This window comes from Bradyrhizobium denitrificans, from assembly GCF_013179005.1.
GTDB lineage: Bacteria > Pseudomonadota > Alphaproteobacteria > Rhizobiales > Xanthobacteraceae > Bradyrhizobium > Bradyrhizobium denitrificans.
In genome coordinates this window covers 173,429-200,228 of the sequence record NZ_JABFDP010000015.1, presented here as the reverse complement: position 1 = coordinate 200,228, position 26,800 = coordinate 173,429, and the positions used below count along the sequence as shown (strand labels likewise).

Below are 26,800 nucleotides of genomic sequence, written 5' to 3'. Positions count from 1 at the left end.
TCCAGCTAACAGGACACTTGACGCATAATCTAAGGCCTGCACGCCCTCGATGCCGTCCGAGCCTTTGCCCTCCTGCTCGGCATCGTCCTGCATGCCGCGATGTCGTTCCTGCCGTCTCCCACACGATTCTGGTTCATCGAGGACACCCATCAGAGCCTGGTCCTGAGCGGCGTCACCTTCGCCATCCACGTGTTTCGGATGACCACCTTCTTTCTAATGGCCGGCTTCTTCGCCCGCATGAGCTTTCACCGGCGCGGAACGCCGGGGTTCATCAAGGATCGCCTGCTTAGAATCGCGCTGCCGCTGGTGGTGGCGTGGCCGATCGTGTTTGCGCCGATGGCCGTGTCGGTGATCTGGGCAAGCCAGTTTCCGCATGGCGGACCGCTGCCCGGCGCGGCCGGTTGGCCGCCGGTCCTGCCGCGCTTTCCGCTGACCCATCTGTGGTTTCTCTACGTGCTGATCGAGCTCTATGCCGCCGCGCTGCTGCTGCGCACCGGCGTGGTCACAATCGACCGCGCCGGCCGGATTCGCATGGCTATCGATCGGCTGTTCGCGGCGATCATGACAAGCCGGCTTGCGCCCGCAATCCTTGCTCTGCCGATCGGGCTTGCGATCAGCCTCGATCCGAAATGGGTCGGCTGGATCGGGATCCGTACGCCGGACCAATCGCTGATCACCAACGGTCAGGCCTGGATCGCCTATGGCAGCGCCCTTGCCGTGGGCTGGCTGCTGCACCGGCAGATCGGGCTGCTGCGCCAGCTGGAACGGCGCTGCCTGCTCAACACCGCCATGGCGATTGGCCTGATCGCGCTGAGCTACGGGTTGGCATTCGCCGTGTCGATGGTCGCGACGCATGTCGTCGCGGCGCCGGTCAGTCTCCCCATGATCAGGCTTGCCGGCGCCATCGCCTATGCGCTGGCGATCTGGACGACGAGCTTCGCCGCGATCGGCTTGGCGCTGCGCTTCATGGCCGGCTTCAGCCGCACGCGGCGCTACCTCGCCGACGCATCCTATTGGCTCTATCTCATCCATATGCCGATCGTGATGGCGCTGCAGTTGGCGGTCTCGCAGTTCGACTGGCCGTGGCCGGCCAAATACGCGCTGATCCTGCTGGTTGCGATGCCGCCGATGCTGGCGAGCTATCACCTGCTGGTGCGCGGCACGATCATCGGCTGGCTCCTGAACGGCCGGCGTCCCCAGCCCGACGGCGCACCGCGCAACGCCGCAGCAGGGCCAGCATCGGGTTGAGCCGTGTCCCGGATCTCCGACGTCCGCCGCGGCCCTTGAAACGTCTAAGTCACAAGCTCAGGGTCGAACTCTATCGCCGCGAAGCGTTGTCGCCGACCGGCTTTTCCGGATAGCGTGCATTAACTAAGTGGTCCCCCCGCCCGATCACCGGAACCCTAAACTACCGCGTGTACCAGCGCCGGGATAGTATCGCCGCGCTATCAAGTGGTCGACAAAGGCGCTATAATTACATTCACGCCTGCGCCACTCCGACGCCGCGGTCCGGCCTTGGAGTCACCAGCTCTCGCGTTTCACCCGGGAGAACGCATGGCGAAACAACTCATTGCAAAATCGCCGACGGCCGCAAAGCCGTCGACCAAGCCAAAACTCACTTTCGATCCGTCGGTATTTCTGAAAACCGATGGCCCAGGCCGCACAGTCGGGAAGTATCGCAAGGACCAGCCGATCTTTTCGCAAGGCGCCGCAGCGGATGTGCTGTTCTACATCGTCTCCGGCACGGTCAAGATCGTCGTCCATTCCGAGCAGGGCAAGGAGGCGGTCATTGCGCTGCTCGGACAGGACGACTTCTTCGGCGAGGGGTGCCTGGCCGGCCAGTCTCACCGGCTCTCGGCAGCGACGGCCATCACGGACAGCGAAATCCTGCGGATCACCAAGCCCGTCGCGCTGAAGACCCTGCGGGAGCAGCCGGCGTTTTCCGAGGTGTTCGTGTCGCACATTCTCGCCCGCACGATCCGCGTCGAGGCCGATCTCATCGATCAGTTGTTCAATTCGAGCGAGAAGCGCCTCGCGCGGGCCCTGCTGCTATTGGCCAATTTCGGCAATGACGGCAAGCCGCAGCGGGTCATCGCGAAGGTCAGCCAGGAGATGCTGGCCGACATGATCGGTACCACGCGCTCGCGCGTTAGTCATTTCATGAACAAGTTCCGCAAGATGGGCTTCATCGACTACAACGGCCACCTCGTGATCCACAGTTCGCTGCTGAACGTCGTTCTGCACGACCAACCGCATATTGCGGGCGTGAAGTCGGTGGAAGGCAAAGGTACGCTGAAGGGCTTATGATTCATCCGGCGCCACAATCATCATAGCAACTGATTCCGTACCGCCGACGCCGGTGGTTTCAGGAAGGCATCGAAACGTTGCTTGACGATGGCATAGCATTCGCACGACGCCTGCTCGAGACCGCGCCGGTCTAACACCTGGATCGTGCCGCGACGATAGCTGATCAGTCCGGCCGCCTGCATGGATTGCGCGGCAAGCGTCACGGACTTGCGATTGGCTCCGAGAATCTGCGACAGGAACTCGTGTGTGTAAGGAAGCACCGCTCCTTCGGCCCGGTCGTGCATCATCAGCAGCCATCGGCAGATGCGCTCTTCTGTCGCATGCATGGCGTTACAGGCGACCGTCTGCTGAACCTGGGACAGCAGCGTCTCCGAATAGCTGACAAAGAGATTGCGCACGTGCTCGCTGTCGTCGAACTCGTGCTGCAGGAGCTCGATCGGACACCGGACGGTATGGCCCTCGAGCTGCACGATGCAGCGGTTGAACGAGGTCCGACTGTACATGGCGGCGAACAGGCCGAACGCCCCTTCGCGACCGATATTGGCGGTCTCGATGGCATCGCCGTTCTCCAGCACGGTCAACAGCGACAGCACCGATCCTCTTGGGAAATAGGCATGCCGGAGCGGTCCACCGGCCTCGCAGACCACGGCGCCGAGCTTGAAGTCGACGGGCTCGAGGTGTGGATCGATACGGCGACGGCTCTCCGGCGCCAGGGCATCGAGCAGCTGATTGCTCCGGAGATCGCGGTCAGTTTGCGCTTTGATCATTCCAACGTTGCCAGACAGCCAGGAAGGGACGGAGACCACGGCGCCGAGGCGGCACCGCACGTCGATCCCCCTGTTTGAGCGCTCTCGTCCGGCAGATCTGAGCACAATTGCTCACAAGCCGACGATCGCAACCGGTATTCTATTCTCGATTCGCGCCTTCCACCTCCGTGTCGATATTATTGCGCCGGATCGTCGGAGCCGTCGCCCGGTGTTCCGGCCGCCCGGTCGGTCCAGAAGGCGGCCATACGCAGGCAATGCGTCTGCAACTCCGGATCGAGCGAATCACGCGCAAGCTGCGTGAATTCCGCCGCCAGGCGCAGGCATTCCCGGCTGAAATTGAGGTCGTTGACGGATCTGGACAGGAATGCCCCCCTTCGACGGGTTCCATCTGTCACATGGCTCGCCGCTCGCTGTCGGTGGGCCACACCACCGAGCAGCGCAAAATCGTGCCTCGATGATCGGCCGCGACACATCCGTCCGCACGGACGACCAGCACCCGCTCCCCTGCTTCGGCGCGGGGTTCCACAAAATTCGGGGCTTGTCCGCTTTTGCTCAGACTCCACAAGACGCCGCCAACAGAATGCGCGCACGCTGTCAAAGCGTAATCGCCAGCCAGCAACGAGGGATCTCTGAATCGGGGTGCGTTCCTTTTGGGAGACTACGCGTGTTGAAACATTCGAGCCAAAGCTCCGCCTTTCCGGTTTTTCTCGAGCGCGCAGGCGGTCGCAACGAACTCCGCGACGACAGGCTCACGAAGCAATCCGTGCTCGCCGAACTCGCCCGCATCGCGTTACAGACCCGCGACATCCACATCCTTCTTCAGCGCGTCATCGCGCTCTGCGCCAGGGGCCTCGACGCACCGTTCGCAACGGCGATGGAATTCATGACGGCCGATCAGAGACTGTTGGTGCGTGCGGGACACGGTTGGCCGGGCTCGATCAAACAGGTCGCGTTCGTCGTGGATAGCAGGTCATCGGCTGGACGCGCCTTCGAGACAGGTGACGTCATCATCAGCAATCGCGCCTCCCTCGATGGCCGCTTCGAGACCCCTCAGCTTCCGGTCGATCGCAGCATCAAGAGATCAATCAGCGTCCGGATCGAACGCGGTGGACAAGGTGGCGGCTATTTCGGCGTGCTCCAGGTCGGCAGTCCGGACCCCGGCCGCTTCGATGAGGCTGACGCCGCCTTTCTCACCCGAGCAGCCGACATCGTCGGGATCGCCATCGAGCGCCTGCACGAGGAAGCCCGGCTTCGGGAAGCCCTGGATCATCAGGCCATGCTGACGCGCGAAATGAGCCATCGCGTCAAGAACAGCCTCGCCTCCGTCGTTGCCATGCTCCGCGTCCAAGCGTTCGGGGCCGGCTCGGTCGAAGCCAAACAGGCCCTCGGCGAGGCAGGATCACGCGTGGCGGCCATCGCCCAGGTTCATGACCATCTGTCGCGGGCGTCCCGGATCGGCTCCATCGACGTCGACGTGTTCCTCACCGACTTCTGCAAGCGGCTGCAACTTGTGGCAGGAGCGCATGTCCTGCGCTGCGACGCCGACCCGATCCGGCTTCCCGCCGATCTTGCCGTGCCTCTCGGCCTGCTGATCAATGAGCTGGTCAGCAACGCCGTGAAACACGCCTACCCTGGCCAGGACGGGCCGATCGATATCTCCGCCCGTGACGTCGGCGGTTGCCTGCAGCTCAGCGTGGCCGATCAGGGTGTCGGACTGCCTGCTGGTTTTGATATCGATCAGACACGCACGAGCCTCGGATTCCGGATGATCAACGGGATGGTCCAGCAGCTCCACGGCTGTCTCAAGGTCAGCGCGAACCAGCCGACCGGCACGCGCGTGCTGTTCGAACTACCGATCGTCCACCAGGCCGCCGCTGGTGCTCCGGCGGAACCCATCACCGCGGAGGCATCGTCGGAAGATCCCACGCTCCTGGCACCGTCGCGGGGACAGTCCAATGTCTAGCGTCGACCTCAGCAATTCCACCTGGAAGGAGACCACAGCGCCGCGCGCCGTTGTGCGCGACATGGTCACGCCGTAGCGCCCGCGCGCCGGCGCCTCGGCATTTACCGGGCGGAAAGAGTTGCTGACGTTGAATGCGAACATGGCACAGTTGCGCATGGAAGTTCGCGATTCGGCCGGCACCAACCTGCCGGGCTATGGCGACGCATTCTTCGACCTCAGGCTCCCCGGCGACCATTGCCGCGTGGCGCAGAACCTGCTCCGGATGATTCGCGGCGACGATGTCCGCTCGCCGGTCCACAGCATCCATTTCTTCCGCGATGGCGCCGAGATCGGCCGCTGGTCTGTCGACGACGAGCACGCGGAGATGGGCTTCATGGACAAGCGCGCGCATACGCCGCCAGCGGCGGCGTAAGGCCGCGCCAGCCGGCGCTCAGCTCGCCACCGCTCACGCGATGCGCGGATGCGCCTTCTGGTGCCAGGCCCAGGCCGAGCGGATGATATGGCCGAGATCGGATCGGCGGGGTTTGAAGCCGAGCTCCTGCTCGGCGCGACGCGGGTCGGCCACCAGCACCGGCGGATCGCCGGGACGGCGCTCGCGATACACCAGCGGCACCTGCTCGCCGGTCTCGTTGCGGATCGCATCAACGATCTCACGCACCGAATAGCCGCTGCCGGTCCCGAGATTATAGGCGCCGCCGCGATGCCCCTCCATCAGGCGTCCGATGGCCGCGATATGGGCCGCCGCCAGATCATCGACATGGATGTAGTCGCGCACCGCGGTGCCGTCCGGCGTCTCGTAATCGGTGCCGAAGATCGCGAAATCGGGCACATGGCCGAGGATCGCCATCAGCGCGCGCGGAATGAGATGCGTCTCGGGGTCGCGCAGCTCGCCGATCGCGCCTGAGGCGTCGGCGCCGCAGGCATTGAAATAGCGCAGGGCAATCGCCGAGAAGCCATAGGCGGCGCGATAGTCCGACAGAATCTGCTCGATCATGTATTTGGAGCGGCCATAGGGATTCACCGTCGGCCCCGCCGCGCTTTCCGGAATCGGCTCGCGCCCGGCATTGCCGTAGACCGCGCCGGTCGAGGAAAACACCAAGCGGGTGCAGCCCGCCTCGCGCATGCCCTGCAGCAGGCCGAGCGTGCCGGCGACGTTGTTGAGGTAATATTTCTGCGGGTCGGCGACCGATTCCCCGACGGCGCTGGATGCCGCGAAATGCATCACAGCCTGGACGTCATATTGGCGGATCGTGCTGGCGACCTTGATGCTGTCGGCGATGTCGCCCACCACCAGCGGCCCCCATTGCACGAAGCTGCGGTGCCCCAACGTCAGATTGTCGTAACAGATCGGCGTAAAGCCTGCGTCTGCGACCGCCTTGCTGCAATGAGCCCCGATATAGCCGGCCCCGCCGGCGATCAGGATCGCGCCCTTCGTACCCATAACTCTTTGTATCCTTAATCGAGGCGCGGAAAACCTGCCGGCCCCGCGAAATGCCGGACAGTAGAACAGCCGCTCGCCAGCACCAAGTACAGGTTGCGCGTGTCGTTAATCTGCAAGCCCGGATCGGCTTGATCAAACGTCCAATCGCCCGCCGCGCGCACGGGTTCCAATCGCGCAGGCTGGGCTGTTTGAACTTTCCGCGCATGCCTCCCAGCCGCGCGTAAAGGTGGCACGCGGCGCAGAATGGGCTACCACTAGCGGGACGAGCATTGGACGGCGCGGGAGGCATGTCGTGAGCGAAACATCGAGCAATGTTGACGCGGCATCACGCACGGCATCGACACCACCGTCCTCTGCCGCGCCGACGGCAGGCCTATGGGCGCGTCTGGCCATTCCGCTGCTCGCCGTGATCGTCGCGCTGGCCTTCGTGGCGCTGGCGACCTTGCGCTGGAACGCCTGGACCGGCAATGCCACGACCCAGACCACCAACGACGCCTATGTCAGGGCCGACCTCACCCAGTTGTCGAGCCGCGTCGCCGGCGAAGTGCTTAAGGTCGCGGTCAGCGACTTCCAGCGGGTCAAGGCCGGCGACCTGCTGATTCAGATCGATCCGGCCGATTACGAGGCCCAGGTGTCGCAGGCCGAAGCCACCGTGGAAGCGGCGCAGGCGGCGCTCGACAATCTGAGCAATCAGATCGAGCTGCAATATGCGACGATTGCGCAAGCCGAGGCGCAGCAGGTGTCGGCCGGCGCCGCCGAGGTGCAGGCGCGGCAGGAGGAGGAGCGCCAGCAATCGCTGTCGCAGAGCGAGGCCGGCACCCGGCAGCGGCTAGAGCAGGCCACCGCCGCCTATGCCAAGGCGCAGGCCGACGTCCGCGCGAGCCGCGCAGTGATTGCCGCGCAGCGCCATCAACTTGAGGTGCTGACGGGCACCAAGAAGCAGCGCGGCGCCGACCTCGCCGGCGCCAAGGCCGCGCTCGCCGCCGCCCGCCTCAAGCTCGGCTATACCAGGATCACCGCGCCGTTCGACGGCGTCGTCGGACAGCGCCAGGTGCAGGCCGGCGACTACGTCAATGTCGGCAGCAGCCTGATCGCGGTGGTTCCGCTGCCGCAGGTCTTCATCGTCGCGAACTACAAGGAGACGCAGCTCACGCATGTGGCGCCGGGCCAGCCGGTCGACATCACCGTCGACACGTTCCCGGGCGAGCAGATGCATGGCCGCGTCGAACGCATCGCGCCGGCCTCCGGCTCGCAATTCGCGTTGCTGCCGCCCGACAACGCGACCGGCAATTTCACCAAGGTCGTGCAGCGCATTCCGGTGCGCATCGCCCTCGATCCGAACCAGCCGCTGCTGGCGCGGCTGCTGCCGGGCATGTCGGTCGTGACCCATATCCACACCGCTGGCCGCACCGATGGCGCCAAGTGAGAATGCAGGCGAGACGGACCGCGGGCCGCTGTCGCGCGGCGGGCTCGCGGCGCACCCGTTGTTCGCGGTCGGGGCCGTCCTGCTCGGCTCGTTCCTCGCCAATTTCGACAGCCGGCTGACCTCTGTCGGCCTGCCCGATCTGCGCGGCGCGTTCTCGCTCGGCTTCGACGAGGGCGCCTGGCTGTCGACGGCCGCGATCGGCTCGCAGATCCTGATCGCGCCGGCGGTGGCCTGGCTCGCGACCGTGTTCGGCCTGCGCCGCGTGCTCGGCGTCCCCAGCCTGGTCTATGCCGCGCTCTCCCTGATCATCCCGTTCGTGCGCGACTATCCGACCCTGATCGTGCTCGCGATCCTGCACGGCATGCTGCTCGGCACCTTCGTGCCGGCGACCCTGATGATCATCTTCCGCAACCTGCCGATCCGCTGGTGGCTGCCGGCCATCTCGATCTATGCGATCCGCGTCGGCTTCGCGCTGGACACGTCGACCTCGCTGGTCGGCTTCTATGTCGAGCATCTCGGTTGGCAATGGCTGTATTGGCAGGGTGTCGTGCTGGCGCCGCTGATGGCGCTGATGGTGTATCTCGGCACACCCGCCGAGCCGGTCAACCGCACGCTGCTGCGCAACGCCGATTGGGGCGGCATGCTGCTGCTCGGCAGCGCGGTTTCGATGATCTATGCCGGGCTCGACCAGGGCAACCGGCTCGACTGGCTGCAATCCGGCACCGTGGTGGCACTGCTCGGCGGCGGCGCCGTGCTGTTCGTGCTGTTTCTCGTCAACGAGGCGCTCTCCCCGCAGCCATGGGCGCATTTCAACGTGCTGTTCTCGCGCAATATCGGCCTGTCGCTGGCCGTGATTCTCTTGTACACGCTCACCAGCCTGTCGAACGCCTCGCTGGTCCCCAATTTTCTCGCCACGATCACGCAGCTCCGTCCCGAGCAGAGCGGCTCGCTGCTGCTGGTCTACGGCGCGCTGCCGCTGATCGTGCTGGTGCCGCTGTCGATCTGGATGTTGCGCCATCTCGATCCGCGCATCGTGGTCGTGCTTGGCCTCGGCGCCTTTGCCGCCGCCAATCTGCTCGGCACGCAGCTCACCCATGCCTGGGCACGCGAGGACTTCATCGTCATCGTGCTGTTGCAGTCGTTCGGCCAGGCCTTCACCCTGCTGCCGATCATCATTCTCGCGCTGTCGAACTCCGACCCGGCGCGCGCCACGTCGTTTGCGGCCTACATCCAGATCATGCGGCTCGGCGGCGCCGAGATCGGCGTTGCGCTGATGGGAACCTGGCTACGGGTGCGCGAGCAGGTGCATTCGGCCTATCTCGGCCTCAACATCCAGAGCGGTGATGTCGACGTCGCCCGCGCGCTGCAGCGGCTGACCGGCTATTTCGCGAGCCACGGGACAGGACTGGCCAAGGCCCGCGCGGTCGGCACCCTTGCCGCGCAGGTTCAGCGCGAGGCCAATGTGCTCGCTTATCTCGATGCGTTCTGGCTCTGCTTCTGGCTGGCGATCGCCGCGCTGGTGCTGACCGCCCTTATCACACGCGCGCCGCCCGGTCCGTTCTCGCCAGCGCCGTTGGGACTCAGGACGAATTGGCTGCGGCGCTTCCGGGCGAAATTTACATAGATAAGTTCCAACGCCGGGCGCCAGGACGAACTCGTCAGTCGCTGTGCCGTAGCCGGCTCGCTGCCGCTCGGCGGCCGGATTGGCAATCGAGGGCGGCATCATGGACGTGCCATGGACGCTCGACGAGGCGACCAGTTCGAACGACATCCTCGTCATGGAGCGCGCATCGCCGCTGGCCGACAGAATATCCACACCGCCGGCCTCAATTGGTATGTCAGCGGCGCCATCCGCTTCATGGTCGCACGGCAGGCGCGCGCGACGAGCGCGCTCAACACCGACTCGAAGTTTGACGCGGCCGGCTTCCGCACCCAGGTGGCGTTCTGAGGTGGCGTTCTGAAGCCCGCTTCTGTGCGTGGCACGACAAGCCTCGCCGACAAAAGGCCCAGCACAAGTCGGGCCTTTGCGTTTACGAATGGCGGGCCGCAGCCATCGTGGCAGCGCGTACGTCCGCTGGATGTAGTGAGCGCTCGCCGCGACGTACGACATCTGGCCGTGAACGAAACGGGCATCGTGAGTCGCAGCCGATTCGGACGCGGTTCGTTCCGGCCGCGTTCCGGACGTTAACGTCGCAATCCGCAGCGTTGCACGATGGGACATCGTCCCATGAGCGCTGCGGCAGGCCGTCTTAACCCTTTGGCGACCGGGCCAGACGCAGCTTTCCCTCGCAACGTCTGGATATCGTAGGTCGCAACGGCATACCGCGACATCTAGCCGTGAACAAACGCCATACCGTGATGCGCAGCTGATTCGGGCGCGGTTCGTTCCAGTCGCGTTCCGAACTTTAACGTCACGGTGGGCAGCGTCGCACTGTGGGACATCATGCGCGTGTGGGTTGCAGCAGCTCATCGAGCGGCCATTTCGGACGCTTGATCTTTCGGTATGGCAACGTCGTCACGTCGCGCGCGACCACGCCGGGCGCATCGACCATGATGATGTCGGCCGCGATCGGCGCAAAGGCGGCGCGAAAATGCTGCGCGGACTTCACCACGACGAGCTTGCGCGTCGCCGGATCGCAGCCGAGCTGGGTCAAAAAGTCTCTGCCGAAGGCCTGGCAGCGGAATGTCGTGATGACGACCTCGACGCCAGCGGTCGCGATCAGCGCGCAATCACCGAGCTTGGCCGGCGTGCCGGCGAGCCCCGTCATCACCATGTTCTCCTTCAGCGCCTTGATCTCCCAGGTCGCATCCACGGGATCACCGGACAGCGGTCCGATCTTGCCGCCGATGCGCAGTGGCAGTTTTGCGCCGATGCCGGCATCGAAGGCGATGCGCACCGCGATCGGGTCCCACATCGGGCCGACGCAGACGTTCTCGATCTTTCGTTCGAGCACGCGGCGCAGGATGAAGGTGGAATCGCCGGGCGCGCCGCCGCCGGGATTGTCGCTGGCATCGCCGAGCACGATGGTGCCGTCTTTGGCCAAGGCCTGGTCGAGCGCGGCGTCGACGCCCGGCATGCGTTCGGTGACGGCCTCGCGCATGCCGATCAGCTCGTCGGCGAGCTTCCGTGCCAGCGCCTGCGCCCTCGCGCCATCGGGATCGACGGCGGCATCGCTATAGACCAGCACCTTGGTGCCCATCGCAGGCGTGTCGCCCCAGCCGAAGCCGTGCACGATCGACACCGAGACGATGCCGTCCTTGCCTTCCAGCGCGGTGATGCGGTCGACGAAGCTGCGCACCGGCTCGCGCGTCGTGTGCAGCGTCACGATCATGTCGGTATCGACCAGCGCCGATCGCAGCTTGAGGCGCTTCTCGGCCAGCTCTGTGCAGAGCTTCACCAGGTCCTGCGCGCGCTCGAGGATGTCGGTGTGCGGATATTCCTTCCAGCAGATCAGGAGATCCGCGCTCTTGACCATCAGCTCGCTCATATGGACATGCGGATCGAGCGTGGCGCCGATCACGACATCAGGGCCTGCGATCTCGCGGATGCGCGACAGCAGCTCGCCCTCGCAATCGTCATAGCCGTCGGCGATCATTGCGCCGTGCAGGCCGATCAGCGCCATGTCGATCGGCAGCGCCGCCCTGAGATCGGCAAGGATCTGGTCGCGCAGCGTCTCGAAGGCCGCGCGGGTGACAAGCCCGTTCGGGACCGCGGCAGCCACGAGGCCCTCGATCAGCGTCCAGCCTTTCGATGGCCCGACCTGCCGCGCCGCCCACAGCGGCCCGCCATGCATCTGCATCTTGTCCGGATGCAGCCCGGCCGGGAAATACGCGCGCTCATGGAAGGTGGCGAGCCCCGTCGGCATCGGCGCAAAGGTGTTGGTCTCGGTGGCGAGGGCAGCGGAGAAGACACGCATGAAGAATGGCTCTTGGTTCGCGCAATGACGATGAATGCGGCCGCAGGGGATCGCATCGCGTCCAGGAGCACAAGACAGCGCGACGGCAGAGCGCCCGTCGCCCAGCGCATGAGATCAATCAGTTCGCGGCGATGGGGGCGCGTACCGACTGCTCCTCCACCGACCTGATCGCCACTTCGGCCACCTGCGCCAGGGCCTCACGGTCGGCGCCGGAGGACGCCATCACGCTCATGCCGGTGATGACGGCGGAGACGTAGCGGGCGAGCGCGGCGGGATCGGCGGCTTCGGCCAGATCGCCTTCGGCCTTCGCCCGTTCGAAGCGGTGCCGGAGCTGCTCCTCGGTCTGGGCGCGGCGGGCAGCAAGCTCGAACGGCACGTTCGCCGAGCCGGAGCCGCAGGCGAGGCCGCCCTGCACGAGCAGGCAGCCGGGCGGATTGGACGGATCGGTCTGCTTCTCGGCCACGCCCATCAGCATCCGCGCGGTGACCTCGCGGGCGGTCGGCGCGCTCAGCACCTCTTCCATCCAGGCCTCGCGGCGCGCGGTGTAGCGATCGAGCGCGGCCTTGAGCAGGGCCTCCTTGCTGCCGAACGCGGCATAGAGGCTGGGCGGGTTGATGCCCATGGCCTCGGTGAGCTGGGCGATGGTCGCGCCCTCATAGCCATGCCGCCAGAACACCTCCATCGCCTGGTCCAGCGCGGTGTCACGATCGAATGTCCTCGGACGTCCGATGGCCATTTGCAAAACTCCTGTTCCCGTCGCCGCCCCACCAGATTTTTATCTATTTGCGATTCCTAGCCATTTCTTTGATCTGTCGCAGTCGCCAAAGTTCCATCTAGGATTTTCGTAGCATCCGATACATAAGTCTCTTGCGAACGAGTTGCCAGCGCCACATTTGTAGCGAGCACTACAATATGGAGCGCACCAATGCCCTCGTCCGAAATTCGTTCCCCTGGCCGTCTAAAGCGGTGGCTGAGCACCGTCGCCGCGGCCGGCGTGGTGATCGCCGCCGGCTCCTATGCCGGGTCGCATTACTTCAACATGAGCCCTGCGCCACAGGCCGCCCGCGCCGCCGCGCCGGAGCAGGCGGTCGCCGTGACAGTCGCCGTGGTCGAGCCACGCAAGGCGAGCCTGTGGGACGAGTTCTCCGGGCGGCTTGAAGCGGTCGAACGCGTCGAGGTCCGGCCGCGCGTGGCCGGCGCCATTCTCTCCGCCAATTTCACCGAAGGGTCGCTGGTGAAGGCCGGCGACGTCCTGTTCAAGATCGATCCCGCGCCCTACGCCGCCGAGGTCGACCGTGCCCAGGCGCAGCTCGAGGCCGCACGCGCCCGCGCCGCCTTCGCCGCCAATGAGCTGGAACGCGGCGCGCAACTGGTCGGCAATTCGATCGTGACGAAGCGCGATTACGACCAGCGCGACAACGGCAACCGCGAGGCGATCGCCAACGTCAAGGCAGCCGAAGCGAGCCTGCAGACCGCGAAGCTCAATCTCGACTACACGCAGGTCCGCGCGCCGGTCGACGGCCGGGTCGGGCGGATCGAGGTCACCGTCGGCAATCTCGTCGCCGCCGGCTCGGCGTCGCCGGTGCTGACCTCGCTGGTGTCCGTCAACCCGATCTATGCGAGCTTCGACGCCACGGAAGAACTGGTCCTGCGCGCCTTGAGCGCGATCTCCGACGGCTCAGGCAAACGCGGCAATCTCGATCGCATCCCCGTCGAAATGACGACGTCGGGCGGCATCACGGCCTCCGGTCACATCCAGCTGATCGACAACCAGGTCCAGGGCCAAACCGGCACCATCCGCGTCCGCGCCGTATTCAAGAACGAGGACGGCCGGCTGATTCCCGGTCAGTTCGCCCGCGTCCGCATGGGCCAGCCGCAGCAGCAATCCCTCGTGCTGCTCGACGAGCGCGCCATCGGCACCGACCAGGACAAGAAGTTCGTGATGGTGGTCGGCGACGACGAGCGCGCGGTGTACCGCCCGGTGACGCTCGGCGGCAGCGTCGACGGCCTGCGCATCATCTCGGCCGGCCTGAAGCCCGGCGAGCGCGTGGTCGTCAACGGCCTGCAGCGCGTACGGCCGGGGGCCTTGCTGAAGACGCAGGTCGCCGCAATGGGCGCGCGCGATGGCGCCGACGCGACGCAACTGGCGCAGCGCTGATCATGATCGGCCGACACGGTCACCGCGCGCGCCATGCCCACCCTGCCCTGGAGGGGGAGGGTCGACGCGCGCACAGCGCGCGGCAGGGTGGGGTGACAGCGGTAGTTGGACGAAACGCACTCGCATCATCCCAGCTCTTGCATGACGCGGCTTGGACACGATTGAGCACCGCATGCGCGGAGGGTCTGCCACGCAACCCCGTCTCGCATGTCGCTTCGCTCATGCGAGCCGACCCTCCCCCTCCAGGGGAGGGTGAGCACCGCGCATGCCGAACCTACCCGTCAGACCACAACCACTGACATCTCCCGACCACGGGGCCTCCCATGAACCTCTCCAAATTCTTCATCGACCGGCCGATCTTCGCAGGCGTGCTGTCGACCCTCATATTTCTCGGCGGTCTCATCGCGCTGTTTGCGATGCCGATCTCGGAATATCCCGACGTGGTGCCGCCCTCGGTGGTGGTGCGCGCGACCTATCCCGGCGCCAATCCGAAGGTGATCGCGGAGACGGTGGCGACACCGATCGAGGAGCAGATCAACGGCGTCGAGAACATGCTCTATATGAGCAGCCAGGCGACCACCGACGGCGCCATGACGCTCACGGTCACCTTCAAGCTCGGCACCGATCCGGACAAGGCGACGCAGCTGGTGCAAAACCGGGTGCAGCAGGCCGAGCCGCGGCTGCCCAATGTCGTGCGCCAGCTCGGCGTCATCACCAAGAAGAGCTCGCCGGACCTGACCATGGTCGTGCATCTGATCTCGCCGAACGGCCGCTACGACACCACGTATCTGCGCAACTATGCGGTGCTCAACGTCAAGGACCGGCTGGCGCGCATCGACGGCGTCGGCGACGTGCAGCTGTTCGGCGCCGGCGACTATTCGATGCGGGTATGGGTCGATCCGCAGAAGGCCGCCGAGCACGGCCTGTCCGCCTCCGATATCGTCAAGGCGATCCAGGCGCAGAATGTCGAGGCCGCTGCCGGCGTGGTCGGCGCCTCGCCGAGCGTCAAGGGCCTCGACCTGCAGCTCTCGGTCAATGCCGAGGGCCGGCTGTCGAACGAGGACCAGTTCGCCGACATCGTCGTCAAGACCGGCGCGCATGGCGAGATCACGCGGCTGCGCGACGTCGCCCGCATCGAGCTCGGCGCCTCGGAATATGGCCTGCGCTCGCTGCTCGACAACAAGCAGGCGGTGGCGATCCCGATCTTCCAGGCGCCCGGCTCCAACGCGCTGCAGATCTCCGACAACGTCCGCGCCACCATGGCGGAGATCGCGAAGACGATGCCGGAGGGCGTCGAGTATCACATCGTCTACGACCCGACGCAGTTCGTGCGCTCCTCGATCGAGGCCGTCGTGCACACGCTGTTCGAGGCGATCGTACTGGTCGTGATCGTCGTGATCCTGTTCCTGCAGACCTGGCGCGCCTCGATCATCCCGCTGCTGGCGGTGCCGGTCTCGATCGTCGGCACCTTCGCGGTGATGCACCTGTTCGGCTTCTCGATCAACGCGCTCAGCCTGTTCGGCCTGGTGCTCGCAATCGGCATCGTCGTCGACGACGCCATCGTCGTGGTCGAGAATGTCGAGCGCAACATCGAAAGCGGATTGTCGCCGCGCGATGCCACCTATCAGGCGATGCGCGAGGTATCGGGTCCGATCATCGCGATCGCATTGGTGCTGGTCGCCGTGTTCGTGCCGCTCGCCTTCATCTCCGGTCTGACCGGGCAGTTCTACAAGCAGTTCGCGCTGACGATCGCGATCTCGACCGTGATCTCGGCCGTCAACTCGCTGACCCTGTCGCCGGCGCTGTCGGCGCTGCTGCTCAAGGGCCATCATGATCCGAAGGACCGCCTCACCCGCTTCCTCGACCGCGCGCTGGGCTGGTTCTTCCGCGGCTTCAACCGCACCTTTGTCCGCGCCTCCGACAATTACAGCGGCAGCGTCTCCAAGGTGATCACCGGCAAGGCCGCGGTGATGATCCTCTATGTCTTGCTGATCGGAGCCACCGGCCTGCTGTTCAAGCAGGTGCCGGGCGGCTTCGTGCCGGGCCAGGACAAGCAATATCTGGTCGGCTTCGCCCGCCTGCCGGACGGCGCCACGCTCGATCGCTCCGAGGAGGTGATCCGCAAGATGAGCGACATCGCGCTGACTCAGCCCGGCGTCGAGAGCTCGATCGCCTTCCCGGGCCTGTCGATCTCCGGCTTCACCAACTCCTCCAATGCCGGCATCGTGTTCTCCGGGCTGAAGCCGTTCGACGAGCGCAAGGACCCGTCGCTCTCGGGCGGCGCGATCGCCCTGCAGCTCAACAAGAAATACGCGGGGATTCAGGATGCGTTCATCGCGATGTTCCCGCCGCCGCCCGTCAATGGCCTGGGCACGATCGGCGGCTTCAAGCTGCAGATCGAGGATCGAGCCGGCCGCGGCTACGAGGCGCTGAACGACGTCACCACCGCCTTCATGGGCGCCCTGCAGAAATCACCGGAGATCGCCGGTGCGTTCTCGAGCTTCCAGGTCAACGTGCCGCAGCTGTTCGCCGACATCGACCGCACCAAGGCGCTGCAGCTCGGCGTTCCCGTCACCGAGGTGTTCAACACGCTGCAGATCTACCTCGGCTCCTACTACGTGAACGACTTCAACAAGTTCGGCCGCACCTATTCGGTGCGCGTGCAGGCCGACGCGCCGTTCCGTGCCCGCGCCGACGACATCCGCCAGCTCAAGGTCCGTTCTTCGTCCGGTGAGATGGTGCCGCTGTCGGCGCTGCTCAACGTCCGGCAAAGCGCCGGGCCTGAGCGCGCCATCCGCTACAACGGCTTCCTGTCATCGGACATCAACGCCGCTGCGGCCCCCGGCTTCTCCTCCGGCCAGGCGCAGGCGGCGGCCGAGAAGATCGCGGCGGAAGTGCTGCCTCCTGGATTTGCCTTCGAATGGACCGACCTGACCTATCAGGAGTTCATCGCCGGCAATTCCGGACTCTGGGTGTTCCCGCTCGCGATCCTCCTGGTGTTCCTGGTGCTGGCCGCATTGTACGAGAGCCTGACCCTGCCGCTGGCGATCCTGATGATCGTGCCGATGGCGCTGCTGGCAGCGATGGCCGGCGTCTACATCTCGAAGGGCGACAACAACATCTTCACCCAGATCGGCCTGATCGTGCTCGTCGGCCTCTCCGCCAAGAACGCGATCCTGATCGTCGAATTCGCGCGCGAGCTCGAATTCGCCGGGCGCTCGCCGCTGCGGGCCGCGATCGAGGCCAGCCGTCTCAGGCTGCGGCCGATCCTGATGACGTCGATGGCCTTCATCATGGGCGTGCTGCCGCTGGTGCTCTCGACCGGCGCGGGCTCGGAGATGCGCCGCGCGATGGGGGTGGCCGTGTTCTCCGGCATGATCGGCGTCACCGTCTTCGGCCTGTTCCTGACGCCCGTTTTCTACGTGCTGCTGCGGACGCTGACCGGCATGAAGCCCCTCACCCAGCATGGCGGCCACGGCACCGTTGCCGCCCAGCCCGCGGAGTAAACGGCGATGTGAACGCGCGTGATGTCGGATCCGGACAACGCGATCGTCTCTTGATCCGTATGGGCAAGGGACGGTTGGCGTCCTCATCACGCACCACCAATGATCCGGCCCACGATCACATCTGATCGACTGTGAACCGGATCACAGACCAGCGCAGCGAAATGGAGGACGCCAACTCCAGCACGTTGCGCCGACCCGGCGGCCTGTCCCGCACCAGGCCGCCGGGTCATCTGACCGAAGGAGTTGCAACATGGATTTTTTGAATCAAATGGTCGCAGCCAGGTTGATGAAGACCGCCGAGGGATTTCAGCGCATCGGCGCACACGCTGCCTTTCGTCGGCTGCCGGGCCCGCATGGCGCTGCTGCGAGCCAGCGCCCGGCGGTGGGCCTGGTCGTCGACAATTCCGCAGGACACGATCCCGCGCTGTCGCAGATCTGCCCGGAGCGCGATGGCTGCAGCGCCGGTCTCTAGACCGGCGCTGATCTCATGCGATGCCAACAAGCGGCCCGTGGCGTTTCACAGAGCCTGCCACGGTTCGCCCGACGGCCTCAGGCGAAGGCGCCCTTGGTCTTGTCGACCCAATCAGCAAAGCTCTGCGGCGCGACACCGGTGATCGCCTGATAATCGCCGGTCACTTCGGCCACGCGGCCTTGCGCGGTGTTGGTGTCGAACGACGCAAAGATTTCGGCCAGCGGCTGCGGCAGTCCCGCGCCGACCATGCCCTGGATCAATCCCGGCAGCGGCACCTGCACGACCTCGATCGGCTTGCCGTTGGCCTCGGACAGGATGCGCGCGATCTCGGCCTTGGTCAGCGCCTGTCCACCGCTCAGCGTGAACGCCCTCTTGCCGCTGAAATTGCCGGCGAGCACCACCGCCGCGGCCCGCGCGAGGTCGTCCCGCGCGATGTCGGCTGAGGCGCCGCCCTCGTCCGCGGTGAACCAGCGGCCGGAGCCGAGGATCTGCGGCAGCGACATCAACAGGTTCTCGAAGTACCAGTGATTGCGCAGCACGGTCCAGCCGGCGAGCTTGCTGTCGCGCAGCGCAGCCTCGGTGCGAGCGTGGTCGGGCGCGATCAACAACGGTGAGTTGTCGGGCTTCGGCATCGACGTGTAGACGACATGGCCGACACCGGCCTGCTCGGCCGCCGCGATGGCGCGGCCATGCTGTTCGGCGCGATAACCGGGACGATCGAGCCTGTCCGTGCTGATCAGCAGCATGCGGCCAACGCCGGCGAAGGCGGCAGGCAGCGATTGCGGATCGTCGAAATCGGCCGCGCGGACCTGGACGCCCTGGGCAGCCAGATCCTTCAGCTGCTCTGGCTTGCGCGTCGCGGCGATGATGCTGCCGGCCGGCACCTTCAAGGTGGTCAGCAGGTGGCGGATCACGGCGCGGCCGAGCTGGCCAGCGGCACCGGTCACGAGGAGAGTGTCGGACATTGTTAACCTTCGTCGAGGGGCTATGGGGTGGAAAACGCTGGCGAGCTGCCGCGCAGCGGGCTAAAGTCTCTTTCCGAGACCTGCTCTACATTAAGAACCATCAGGGCCTGCCGAAAGAAGGCAGTTTTCTGGGAGATAGGCACATGAAGGGAACTACCTCGGCCACAGCGCCGTCGGACGTGCCCGCACCGGCCGAGGGCGTGCGCGCCTGGAAGGAGAAGTTCGTCTCGATCGAGGACTGCCCGATCCGCACCGTCATCAACCAGATCGGCGACAAATGGAGCGTGCTGATCCTCGCCGTGCTCGGCACGCGCCCGCACCGCTTCGGCGAGCTGCGGCGCGAGATCGATGACATCTCGCAACGCATGCTGACGCAGACCCTGCGCGACCTGCAGCGCGACGGCCTGATCGCCCGCCGCGTCATCCCAACCGTGCCGCCGAGCGTCGAATACAGCGTCACTGCGCTCGGGCAGAGCCTGCTCGAGCCGATGTCGCGCCTGATCGGCTGGGCCGAGCAGCATCAGGCCGAGATCAAGCGGTCGCGGCAGCGCTTTGACGCGAGCGTTGCGCCGGATTGACCATTGTAGCGCGCGTGATGGCGTGCGCACGGCACAAGCTCACACGCGCCTTGTTTGCATGCCGCGGCGCAGGACCATGTTGCATGGACCTGCGTGCCTGCGTTGCTGCGATGCCGCTCGATGGAGCGCTAACGCCAAAATAGCATCAGCTTGCGGTGAAAACTCGCGCTTGCCAGGGCCAGGAACAGCCGATAGCCTTTTTGTACCTTCAAAGCGCGACGGATGAGCGAGCATGTTGCCTCTGCGGACCACCTCCACGAATGCAATGTCGAACAAGACGGAGCTGGCCGCATCACGCGCGCCGGTGAGCGTCGCGAAGACAATGGTGGTGGCCGCCGCAGCGTTGCTCGGTGTCATCACTGCGGCGCAGGCGCGCGATCTCACTGTCGTGTCGTGGGGCGGCAACTATCAGGATGCACAGCGCAAGATCTACTTCCAGCCGTTTGCCGCCAAGCTCGGCGCCACCGTGCTCGACGAGAGCTGGGACGGCGGCTATGGCGTGCTGCAGGCCAAGGTGAAGGCCGGCGTGCCGAACTGGGATGCGGTGCAGGTCGAGGCCGAGGAGCTCGAGCTTGGCTGCAGCGACGGTATCTATGAGAAGATCGACTGGCAGAAGATCGGCGGCAAGGACGGCTTCATCCCGGCCGGAGTCAGCGATTGCGGCGTCGGCGCCATCGTCTGGTCGACGGGGCTGGCCTATGACGGCGACAAGATCAAGGATGCGCCGAAGAGCTGGGCGGATTTCTGGGACACGGCGAAATATCCGGGCAAGCGCGGCCTGCGCAAGGGCGCCAAGTATACGCTCGAATTCGCGCTGATGGCCGATGGCGTGCCTGCGACCGACGTCTACAAGGTGCTGAAGACCAAGGAGGGCGTCGACCGTGCCTTCAAGAAGCTCGATGCGCTGAAGGCCGACATCATCTGGTGGGAGGCCGGCGCACAACCGCTGCAGCTGTTGTCATCGGGGCAGGTGGCGATGACCTCAGTCTACAACGGCCGCATCAGCAACATCAACCGCACCGAGGGCAAGCATTTCGGCTTTGTCTTCCCGAACAGCATCTACGCGGTCGACAGCTGGGTGGTGCTGAAGGGCTCGCCCAACAAGGATGCCGCGATGAACTTCATCGCCTTTGCGAGCCAGGCGGAGAACCAGGCCAAGCTGCCCGAATACATCGCCTACGGCCTGCCGAACATCGCTGCCGCCAGACTGGTGCCGGAGAAATTTGCCGCGGAGCTGCCGACCACGCCGGACAATCTGAAGCAGGCGATCGCGCTCGATGTCGGCTTCTGGACCGACAATTCGGAAGAGCTGTCGAAGCGCTTCAACGCCTGGCTGGCACGCTGAGCCCGCGGCCTCATCGATCGGATGCGCGATCTTCGGCTCGCGCGTCCGCCCTCCTCGTACATGAGTCCCGGCGTGATCAGCGCCCAAAGCCGTCGTCATGGACACCCCCTTCATCTCGTTCCGACAGGTGGTCAAGCGCTTCGCGGCGCTGACCGTGGTCGACCATCTCGATCTCGACATCGCGCGCGGCGAGTTCATCGCTTTGCTCGGCCCCTCCGGCTCGGGCAAGACGACGCTGCTGATGATGCTGGCCGGCTTCGAGCAGCCGACCAGCGGCACCATCGCAGTCGATGGCCGCCGCGTCGACGGGCTGCCGCCGCACAAGCGCGACATGGGCGTGGTGTTCCAGAACTACGCGCTGTTCCCGCATATGAGCGTCCGCGACAACATCGCCTTTCCGCTGAAGATGCGGAACACGCCCAAATCCGAGATCGCGACGCGCGTCGCGCGCGTGCTCGACATGGTCAAGCTCTCGGCCATGGCCGAGCGCAAGCCGGCGCAATTGTCCGGCGGCCAGCAGCAGCGCGTCGCCTTGGCCCGCGCGCTGGTGTTCGAGCCGCAGGTCGTGCTGATGGACGAGCCGCTTGGCGCGCTCGACAAGAAGCTGCGCGAGCAGATGCAGCTCGACATCCGCGACCTGCATCGCCGGCTCGGCCTCACCATCGTGTTCGTCACCCACGACCAGGACGAGGCGCTGACGATGTCCGACCGCATCGCCGTGTTCAACCACGGCAGGATCGAGCAGATCGGGCCGCCGCGCGAGATCTACGAATGGCCGCGCTCGCCCTTCGTCGCCGAGTTCATCGGCGAGACCAATCTGCTGGCGTGCAAGGTCGACGCCCAGGCCGGCGAGGCGGCGCATCTGATCACGGATTCAGGCCTCGCATTGTTGGCGCATGCCGGCGCGGGCCGCATCGCAGGCGACAAGGTGCGGGTCTCGATCCGCCCCGAGGCGATCCGGATCAACGATCACGCGGCTGCGACGGCGAACCGCCTGACCGCGCGCATCATAGATGCCGTGTATTTCGGCGATCACATGCGCCTCGTCGCGACCGTCGGCGCGCAGCGCATGATCATCAAGGGCGACCGCATGAGCGGTGCGGCGGAGGTCGGCAGCGAGGTTGCATTGTCCTTTGCGGCGTCGGATGTCTGGGTGGTGGGATCATGCAACGACCAGCCCTCCGCCAGCGCCTGACGGCGGTCCTGCTGCTGGCGCCGCTGCTGGCGTTCATGCTGTCGTTCTTCGTCGCGCCCTTGGTGACGATGATGAAATCGGCGGTGTCGGATCCGGTGGCGACCGAGGCGCTGCCGCGCACCGCCGCGGCGCTGGCCGGCTGGGACCGCGCGAACGTGCCGCCCGCACCGGCGCAGTCCGCCTTCGCCGCGGACATCCGCGCACTGCGCAACGACGAGCAGTTCGGCGATCTCGTGCGCCGCCTGAACAGCACGCAATCCGGCTTCCGCAGCCTGCTCGGCAAGACGCGCCGCGCGCTCGATGGCACTGGCGCTGTCGATCTCGCCGCGATCGACCCGCGCTGGAGCGAGACCTCCTGGTGGGCGACCATCGCCGACGCCGTCGCCTCGCCCTGGACCGACAAGAACCTGCTCGCCGCCGTCGACCTTGAGCGCAATACCGCGGGCAACATTGCAGCGATGCCGGAGGGCGCCTCGGCCAACCGCCTGATCATGATCCGGACCTTTGTGACCGCGGCGCTGGTGACCTTGGCCTGCATCCTGATCGGCCTGCCCTACGCGATGGTCGCCGCCTCCGTCGAAGGCTGGCGCCGGCAGATTCTGCTCGGCGCGGTGCTGCTGCCGCTCTGGACGTCGCTGCTGGTGCGAACCGCCGCCTGGTACATCGTGCTGCAGGACAATGGCCTGATCAACGCGGCGCTGAAGGGGCTCGGCCTGACATCCACGCCGATCCCGCTGATGTTCAACCGGCTCGGCGTGATCATCGCGATGACGCATGTGCTGCTGCCGTTCATGGTGCTGCCGATCTTCAGCGTGCTGATCGCGATCCCACGCAATCTGATGCCGGCCGCGGCCTCGCTCGGCGCGCACCCCCTGCGCGCCTTCCTCCACGTGCTGCTGCCGCTGTCGATGCGCGGTGTCGTCTCCGGCGCGCTGCTCGTGTTCATGGCCGCGCTCGGCTACTACATCACGCCGGCGCTGATCGGCGGCGCCAACGACCAGATGATCAGCTCCGTCATCGCGTATTACGCGACGGCGGCGGCAAACTGGGGCATGGCTGGTGCACTCGGCCTGGTGCTGCTCGCCATGACCATCCTGCTCTATGCCGTCTACATCCGGCTGACCGCGGCCGAGGAGCGCAGCGCATGACGCCACTGCCCATCCTCAAACTCGTGTTCGCGGCGCTCGTGATCCTGTTCCTGCTTGGCCCGCTGATCGCGGTGCTGCCGCTGTCGCTGACCGACAGCGTGTTCCTGAACTATCCAATCCCGGGCTATTCGACGCGCTGGTTCCGCGAGCTGGTAACCGCCGATTCCTGGCGGCTGTCGATCGTCAACAGCCTGCTGATCGGCGCCGGCACCACGGCGCTGGCCACCCTGCTCGGCACGCTCGCCGCCCTCGGCCTGCGCGGCAGGCGGGCGTCGCTGGTGTTCTCCACACTACGTACCGTCTTCCTGCTGCCGATGGTCGTCCCGGCCGTGGTGCTCGGCGTCGGAATGCAGCTGATGTTTTCGCGCTACGGGCTGACCAACACTTATCTCGGCGTCATCATCGCCCACACGGTCGTGGCCGTGCCGTTCGTGCTGGTCAACGTCTCCTCGGCCCTGCAGGGCGTCGATGTCAGGCTGGAACAAGCGGCGGCGAGCCTCGGCGCCGCGCCTGCGACCGTGCTGTTCGCCGTGACCCTGCCGATCGCCCTGCCCGGCATCATCTCGGGCGCGCTGTTCGCCTTCGCCACCTCGCTCGACGAGGTGGTGCTGACGCTGTTCGTCGCCGGGCCCAATCAGCGTACGCTCGCGCGGCAAATGTTCGCCACCATCCGCGAGAACATCAGCCCGGCGATCGTCTCGGCCGCGGCGGTGTTCATCGTCGGCACGATCGTGCTGTCGCTCGCGATGCTCGCGGTCCGGCGACGGCTGGCGTGAGCGCGAGACGCGCGCACCTGCCCTTTGGGTGACTCGTCCTACCCGGGCTTGCCCCGGGCATCCACGTCTTTCGCTCCACGCATCATGACGCGGACAGCCGTGGGACGAGCCCGGCCATGACGTCGTGGAGAGAGCCGGCCTCCCCCCTGACGTCAGATCCGCTCGCCCTATCCCGCCTTCACATATTGCCGCCAATCATGCTCCTCCTTGAACCCGAGCACCTCCCGCGTCTTCCGGTTTGACAGCGGCGCCTCGCGTTCGCCGAGCTCGCGCGTGATTGGCACGTTGGGACAATAACGCCGCAGCAATTCGCGGGTCGGGATCGTGGCGGTGACGGTGTCGTTCACGGCATTGAACACCTGGAAGCCGAGCCCATCCTTCTGGATCGCCAGATGCACGATCTCGCCGAGGTCGCGGGCGTCGATGTAGGACCACGCATTGCGCTTGCGCGACGGCGGATCGGCCAGGAAGCGCGGGAACATGTCGTATTCGTGCGGCTCGATGACATTGCCGATCCGCAAACAGTAGATGTCGATGCCGTAGCGCATCGCGAAGGCGCGCGCGGTCTTTTCATTGACTACCTTGGACAGCCCGTAGGAATCCATCGGGTCGGTGTCGTAGTCCTCCTCGAGCGGGAAGCTCTTGAAGTCCTTGTCGCCCTCCGCAAAGCAGACACCATAGGTGGTCTCGCTGGAGGCGATGATGATCTTGCGCACGCCGAGCTTCGCTGCGGCCTCGATGACGTTGTAGGTGCTGAGGGTGTTGACGCGGAAGGTCTCGTTGTCGGGCGCGATCAGCACGCGCGGGATGGCCGCGAAATGCACCACGGCATCCGGCGCCTGGGCAGGCCGGCCGGCATTGAAGCCCGCGAAGCCGTCATGCGTGGTCAGGGCGTTGAAGGCCTGGCCGCTGTCCGTCAGATCGGCGATCAGCGTGTTGATGCCGGGCTGATCGAGCGGCTTGAGATCGACATTGAGCAGCTCGTAGCCCTTGCTCTTCAGATGCGGCAGCACGTGCCGGCCCGCCTTGCCGGTCCCCCCGGTGAACACCACACGCTTGGCTGTCATTTGTTCTCTTGTCCCTACTGATGCGTGAAGACGACCTTTCTATCAGCTCCCGCCAACGCCGCTCCAGAGGAACTTTCACCTGAGGCGCAGATCAGCGAATGCTCACATGGGTGGTTGGGCCAGAACGGCATGGAACCTCTGATCGGCTGGCCAGAGACGAATACAACAGATTGCGGGCTGGTCTCGCGGAACCCCGTCGAGGCAATCGAGCGTAACCCTGCATCAGCTCGACGCCGGCTCTCAAATGAACCTTTGTGCTTGCCGTCCTGACCCACCTCAGGCGGGGCAAAGCAGAGGTCGCGAATGACGGCTATGGCCAGAGTACTTTCCCGGGCGCTGTCTGGGTCACCGCTTGGCGTCAAGGACGAGTTGCTCAGACATCTGTTGCTGATCTGTGCCGCCACTTTGTTCATCACAATGATGGCACTGACCTATGGGATCGATCTGAGCCCCGGCTTGTTCTGATCGTCGCCGCCTCCGAAGGCTCTGAGCTTCTCGTTCGAGGGACGGTGAGACCGGCATCCGTCTGGCTTCAGAACTCAAGTCGGCCGTAGAGGTCGTCGAACGGGATGCAAACGTGCGTACGGTACGCTGGCCTGGCCAATAGTCGCTCATACCAGCGTTCAACATTCGGCAAGGCCGGGCGCGGCAGATCCAGATTGAAATAGCGGTAGAGATGCGTGCCGATCGGAATGTCGGCGAGCGAAAGGTTGTCGCCCAACAAGAACAGTCTGCCTTCCAGCTGGCGCTCGACGCGTTGCAAATAGCTGACAGTCTGATCAAGGGCGGCATTCACCGCAATCATGTTGCGCTTCGATTCCGGCGTCCTGTACCAGCCCCAGAACACCCCGCCCAGAAAGGCGGGCTGCAGCGCCGATTGAGACCAGTCCATCCACTGATCCGCCACCGCTCGCTCTGCCGGGTCGATACGCCAGAACGCGCTGCCATCAGCATATTTTGCAGCAAGATATCTCAAGATCGCCTGCGATTCCCAGACGACGACCCCGGAATCATCGAGCACCGGAACGCGACCGTGCGGATTCATCGCCAAGACGTCCGGCCTGTCGAGACCGCCAAATGCCCCTCCAAGCTGGACATGACGGTGGTCAAAGCCAAGTTCGCCAACCAGCCACATCACCTTCTGCACATTGAACGATGATGTTCGGCCAAAAACCGTGATCATGGACGTGCCCTTTGCTCGACGCTCAGCTCACAAACCGCATTTGCCGGGAAAGCGCCAGCGACATGCGTTCGAAGCATCCCTGGCCGTGCTGAGGTCCGCAAGCGAATAAAGCTCGATTGTCGGTAGCCGCGCCCCAAACGGCATTGGAGTCTGCGCTGGGATGAACGGTTCGGTCTGCCGTTGGGCAGCCTCTGCGACTGCAAATATCTCGTCAACGTCGTAGATGCGCAGGTCGGTTCTTTTTGGGGAAGTATTGCCGCAGCCGTCCGTTCGTGTTTTCGTGCGTACCGCGCATGGACTACGACACCGAGGATGTCTGCGCCATCGTGCGCAATGTGTTTCAGGGACGCGTCGATTTTCACGATGGCGACGAGGACATCGCGCCGGAAATATCCGTCCACCTTGCACCCGGTCATACCGCGAGTCTGCAGTTCGTCCGCGTTGCACCCGCGACGGCTGGCTGGTCCTCGCGTCAGACGCATACCACTCGCACCGCCATCTCGACTGGAAGATGCTCTCGTGGTGCGTCTCGATCAGTTGCGAAACGAAACCTTGCATCAGTCCGACAGCAGCTCCTAGACTACCT

At 65.3% G+C, this 26,800-nt stretch carries 23 protein-coding genes and 2 pseudogenes; 17 read left to right on the top strand and 8 right to left on the bottom strand.

The genetic code is table 11. From position 1 onward, the window contains the following. Positions 1-36: 36 nt before the first annotated feature. Positions 37-1,248, top strand: a complete 1,212-nt coding sequence (locus tag HL671_RS18450) for an acyltransferase family protein (protein WP_246705889.1) — start codon at positions 37-39, stop codon at positions 1,246-1,248. A gap of 306 nt (positions 1,249-1,554) precedes the next feature. Beyond that, on the top strand, positions 1,555-2,307 hold the full coding sequence (locus tag HL671_RS18445; protein WP_172237340.1) for a Crp/Fnr family transcriptional regulator: 753 nt from the start codon (positions 1,555-1,557) through the stop codon (positions 2,305-2,307). Positions 2,308-2,327: 20 nt separating this feature from the next. Here the strand turns inward: HL671_RS18445 and HL671_RS18440 are convergent, their stop codons facing one another. Continuing rightward, complete coding sequence (locus tag HL671_RS18440) at positions 2,328-2,900, bottom strand: Crp/Fnr family transcriptional regulator (RefSeq protein ID WP_307769061.1); 573 nt, start codon at positions 2,898-2,900, stop codon at positions 2,328-2,330. 21 nt (positions 2,901-2,921) lie between these two features. Between HL671_RS18440 and HL671_RS38395 the strand changes: the two genes are divergently transcribed. From HL671_RS38395 to HL671_RS18430, 3 genes are all read left to right on the top strand, one after another. Continuing rightward, complete coding sequence (locus tag HL671_RS38395; RefSeq protein ID WP_246579486.1) at positions 2,922-3,152, top strand: hypothetical protein; 231 nt, start codon at positions 2,922-2,924, stop codon at positions 3,150-3,152. Positions 3,153-3,528: 376 nt separating this feature from the next. Continuing rightward, the gene (locus tag HL671_RS18435) at positions 3,529-5,037 is read left to right on the top strand and encodes a sensor histidine kinase (RefSeq protein ID WP_244424387.1); all 1,509 of its coding nucleotides are present in this window, start codon (positions 3,529-3,531) and stop codon (positions 5,035-5,037) included. Between the two features lie 139 nt (positions 5,038-5,176). Further along, complete coding sequence (locus HL671_RS18430; RefSeq protein ID WP_012041874.1) at positions 5,177-5,449, top strand: hypothetical protein; 273 nt, start codon at positions 5,177-5,179, stop codon at positions 5,447-5,449. Positions 5,450-5,482: 33 nt separating this feature from the next. Here the strand turns inward: HL671_RS18430 and galE are convergent, their stop codons facing one another. Continuing rightward, a complete protein-coding gene (gene galE / locus HL671_RS18425) occupies positions 5,483-6,478 on the bottom strand; it encodes a UDP-glucose 4-epimerase GalE (protein ID WP_012041873.1) in 996 nt (331 codons plus the stop codon). 292 nt (positions 6,479-6,770) lie between these two features. Here galE and HL671_RS18420 point away from each other — a divergent pair, with 292 nt between their 5' ends. From HL671_RS18420 to HL671_RS39145, 4 genes and pseudogenes are all read left to right on the top strand, one after another. Then, positions 6,771-7,904: an HlyD family secretion protein gene (locus HL671_RS18420; RefSeq protein WP_172237319.1), complete on the top strand. Its 1,134-nt coding sequence runs from the start codon at positions 6,771-6,773 to the stop codon at positions 7,902-7,904. Further along, entirely contained in the window at positions 7,891-9,528 is a 1,638-nt protein-coding gene (locus tag HL671_RS18415) for an MFS transporter (RefSeq protein WP_172237316.1), read from the top strand. The genes HL671_RS18420 and HL671_RS18415 overlap by 14 nt, the downstream gene beginning before the upstream one ends. Positions 9,529-9,607: 79 nt before the next feature. Further along, a pseudogene (locus HL671_RS39150) lies at positions 9,608-9,707 on the top strand (porin); the annotation flags it as partial. Between the two features lie 55 nt (positions 9,708-9,762). Next, positions 9,763-9,852, top strand: coding sequence for a hypothetical protein (locus tag HL671_RS39145; protein WP_417903709.1), 90 nt, complete (start codon positions 9,763-9,765; stop codon positions 9,850-9,852). 493 nt (positions 9,853-10,345) lie between these two features. Here HL671_RS39145 and HL671_RS18400 read toward each other — a convergent pair whose 3' ends face one another. Continuing rightward, positions 10,346-11,821, bottom strand: a complete 1,476-nt coding sequence (locus HL671_RS18400) for a M81 family metallopeptidase (protein ID WP_172237313.1) — start codon at positions 11,819-11,821, stop codon at positions 10,346-10,348. 118 nt (positions 11,822-11,939) lie between these two features. Beyond that, entirely contained in the window at positions 11,940-12,557 is a 618-nt protein-coding gene (locus tag HL671_RS18395; protein ID WP_012041869.1) for a TetR/AcrR family transcriptional regulator, read from the bottom strand. A gap of 189 nt (positions 12,558-12,746) precedes the next feature. Between HL671_RS18395 and HL671_RS18390 the strand changes: the two genes are divergently transcribed. The 3 genes from HL671_RS18390 (at position 12,747) to HL671_RS18380 (ending at position 17,957) form a co-directional block, all read left to right on the top strand. Continuing rightward, positions 12,747-13,979 carry an efflux RND transporter periplasmic adaptor subunit gene (locus tag HL671_RS18390; protein ID WP_172237310.1) on the top strand — a complete coding sequence of 411 codons (1,233 nt, stop codon included), beginning with the start codon at positions 12,747-12,749 and terminating at the stop codon, positions 13,977-13,979. Positions 13,980-14,302: 323 nt separating this feature from the next. Beyond that, complete coding sequence (locus tag HL671_RS18385; protein ID WP_172237307.1) at positions 14,303-17,485, top strand: efflux RND transporter permease subunit; 3,183 nt, start codon at positions 14,303-14,305, stop codon at positions 17,483-17,485. A 250-nt stretch (positions 17,486-17,735) separates the two neighbouring features. Continuing rightward, positions 17,736-17,957: a hypothetical protein gene (locus HL671_RS18380; protein WP_146713950.1), complete on the top strand. Its 222-nt coding sequence runs from the start codon at positions 17,736-17,738 to the stop codon at positions 17,955-17,957. Positions 17,958-18,034: 77 nt separating this feature from the next. Here the strand turns inward: HL671_RS18380 and HL671_RS18375 are convergent, their stop codons facing one another. Beyond that, entirely contained in the window at positions 18,035-18,922 is an 888-nt protein-coding gene (locus HL671_RS18375; RefSeq protein ID WP_172237304.1) for an SDR family oxidoreductase, read from the bottom strand. A 143-nt stretch (positions 18,923-19,065) separates the two neighbouring features. Here HL671_RS18375 and HL671_RS18370 point away from each other — a divergent pair, with 143 nt between their 5' ends. From HL671_RS18370 to HL671_RS18350, 5 genes are all read left to right on the top strand, one after another. Then, entirely contained in the window at positions 19,066-19,500 is a 435-nt protein-coding gene (locus HL671_RS18370) for a winged helix-turn-helix transcriptional regulator (RefSeq protein ID WP_172237301.1), read from the top strand. A gap of 322 nt (positions 19,501-19,822) precedes the next feature. Then, positions 19,823-20,845: an ABC transporter substrate-binding protein gene (locus HL671_RS18365; RefSeq protein WP_172237334.1), complete on the top strand. Its 1,023-nt coding sequence runs from the start codon at positions 19,823-19,825 to the stop codon at positions 20,843-20,845. A gap of 97 nt (positions 20,846-20,942) precedes the next feature. Continuing rightward, positions 20,943-22,040: an ABC transporter ATP-binding protein gene (locus HL671_RS18360; protein ID WP_172237298.1), complete on the top strand. Its 1,098-nt coding sequence runs from the start codon at positions 20,943-20,945 to the stop codon at positions 22,038-22,040. Positions 22,041-22,075: 35 nt separating this feature from the next. Then, on the top strand, positions 22,076-23,188 hold the full coding sequence (locus HL671_RS18355) for an ABC transporter permease (protein ID WP_041751321.1): 1,113 nt from the start codon (positions 22,076-22,078) through the stop codon (positions 23,186-23,188). After that, complete coding sequence (locus tag HL671_RS18350) at positions 23,185-23,964, top strand: ABC transporter permease (protein WP_172237295.1); 780 nt, start codon at positions 23,185-23,187, stop codon at positions 23,962-23,964. Before HL671_RS18355 ends, HL671_RS18350 begins: the two co-directional genes overlap by 4 nt. 167 nt (positions 23,965-24,131) lie before the next feature. On the opposite strand, the gene HL671_RS18345 is transcribed toward HL671_RS18350, so the two are convergent. The 3 genes and pseudogenes from HL671_RS18345 to HL671_RS39140 form a co-directional block, all read right to left on the bottom strand. Beyond that, the gene (locus tag HL671_RS18345) at positions 24,132-25,031 is read right to left on the bottom strand and encodes an NAD-dependent epimerase/dehydratase family protein (protein ID WP_012041859.1); all 900 of its coding nucleotides are present in this window, start codon (positions 25,029-25,031) and stop codon (positions 24,132-24,134) included. Between the two features lie 532 nt (positions 25,032-25,563). After that, positions 25,564-26,214, bottom strand: coding sequence for a glutathione S-transferase family protein (locus HL671_RS18340; protein WP_012041858.1), 651 nt, complete (start codon positions 26,212-26,214; stop codon positions 25,564-25,566). 189 nt (positions 26,215-26,403) lie between these two features. Continuing rightward, positions 26,404-26,506: pseudogene (locus HL671_RS39140) on the bottom strand (IS30 family transposase); the annotation flags it as partial. Between the last annotated feature and the right edge of the window lie 294 nt (positions 26,507-26,800).

Coding starts and splice junctions, on each gene's coding strand:
- HL671_RS18435 (WP_244424387.1), top strand. CDS start 3,529: ATGATCGGCCGCGACACATCCGTCCGCACGGACGACCAGCACCCGCTC.
- HL671_RS18350 (WP_172237295.1), top strand. CDS start 23,185: ATGACGCCACTGCCCATCCTCAAACTCGTGTTCGCGGCGCTCGTGATC.
- HL671_RS18430 (WP_012041874.1), top strand. CDS start 5,177: ATGGCACAGTTGCGCATGGAAGTTCGCGATTCGGCCGGCACCAACCTG.
- HL671_RS18375 (WP_172237304.1), bottom strand. CDS start 18,922: ATGTCCGACACTCTCCTCGTGACCGGTGCCGCTGGCCAGCTCGGCCGC.
- HL671_RS18390 (WP_172237310.1), top strand. CDS start 12,747: ATGCCCTCGTCCGAAATTCGTTCCCCTGGCCGTCTAAAGCGGTGGCTG.
- HL671_RS38395 (WP_246579486.1), top strand. CDS start 2,922: ATGCCGGAGCGGTCCACCGGCCTCGCAGACCACGGCGCCGAGCTTGAA.
- HL671_RS18445 (WP_172237340.1), top strand. CDS start 1,555: ATGGCGAAACAACTCATTGCAAAATCGCCGACGGCCGCAAAGCCGTCG.
- HL671_RS18340 (WP_012041858.1), bottom strand. CDS start 26,214: ATGATCACGGTTTTTGGCCGAACATCATCGTTCAATGTGCAGAAGGTG.
- HL671_RS18415 (WP_172237316.1), top strand. CDS start 7,891: ATGGCGCCAAGTGAGAATGCAGGCGAGACGGACCGCGGGCCGCTGTCG.
- HL671_RS18385 (WP_172237307.1), top strand. CDS start 14,303: ATGAACCTCTCCAAATTCTTCATCGACCGGCCGATCTTCGCAGGCGTG.
- galE (WP_012041873.1), bottom strand. CDS start 6,478: ATGGGTACGAAGGGCGCGATCCTGATCGCCGGCGGGGCCGGCTATATC.
- HL671_RS18400 (WP_172237313.1), bottom strand. CDS start 11,821: ATGCGTGTCTTCTCCGCTGCCCTCGCCACCGAGACCAACACCTTTGCG.
- HL671_RS39145 (WP_417903709.1), top strand. CDS start 9,763: ATGGTCGCACGGCAGGCGCGCGCGACGAGCGCGCTCAACACCGACTCG.
- HL671_RS18395 (WP_012041869.1), bottom strand. CDS start 12,557: ATGGCCATCGGACGTCCGAGGACATTCGATCGTGACACCGCGCTGGAC.
- HL671_RS18380 (WP_146713950.1), top strand. CDS start 17,736: ATGGATTTTTTGAATCAAATGGTCGCAGCCAGGTTGATGAAGACCGCC.
- HL671_RS18345 (WP_012041859.1), bottom strand. CDS start 25,031: ATGACAGCCAAGCGTGTGGTGTTCACCGGGGGGACCGGCAAGGCGGGC.
- HL671_RS18370 (WP_172237301.1), top strand. CDS start 19,066: ATGAAGGGAACTACCTCGGCCACAGCGCCGTCGGACGTGCCCGCACCG.
- HL671_RS18365 (WP_172237334.1), top strand. CDS start 19,823: ATGGTGGTGGCCGCCGCAGCGTTGCTCGGTGTCATCACTGCGGCGCAG.
- HL671_RS18360 (WP_172237298.1), top strand. CDS start 20,943: ATGGACACCCCCTTCATCTCGTTCCGACAGGTGGTCAAGCGCTTCGCG.
- HL671_RS18355 (WP_041751321.1), top strand. CDS start 22,076: ATGCTGTCGTTCTTCGTCGCGCCCTTGGTGACGATGATGAAATCGGCG.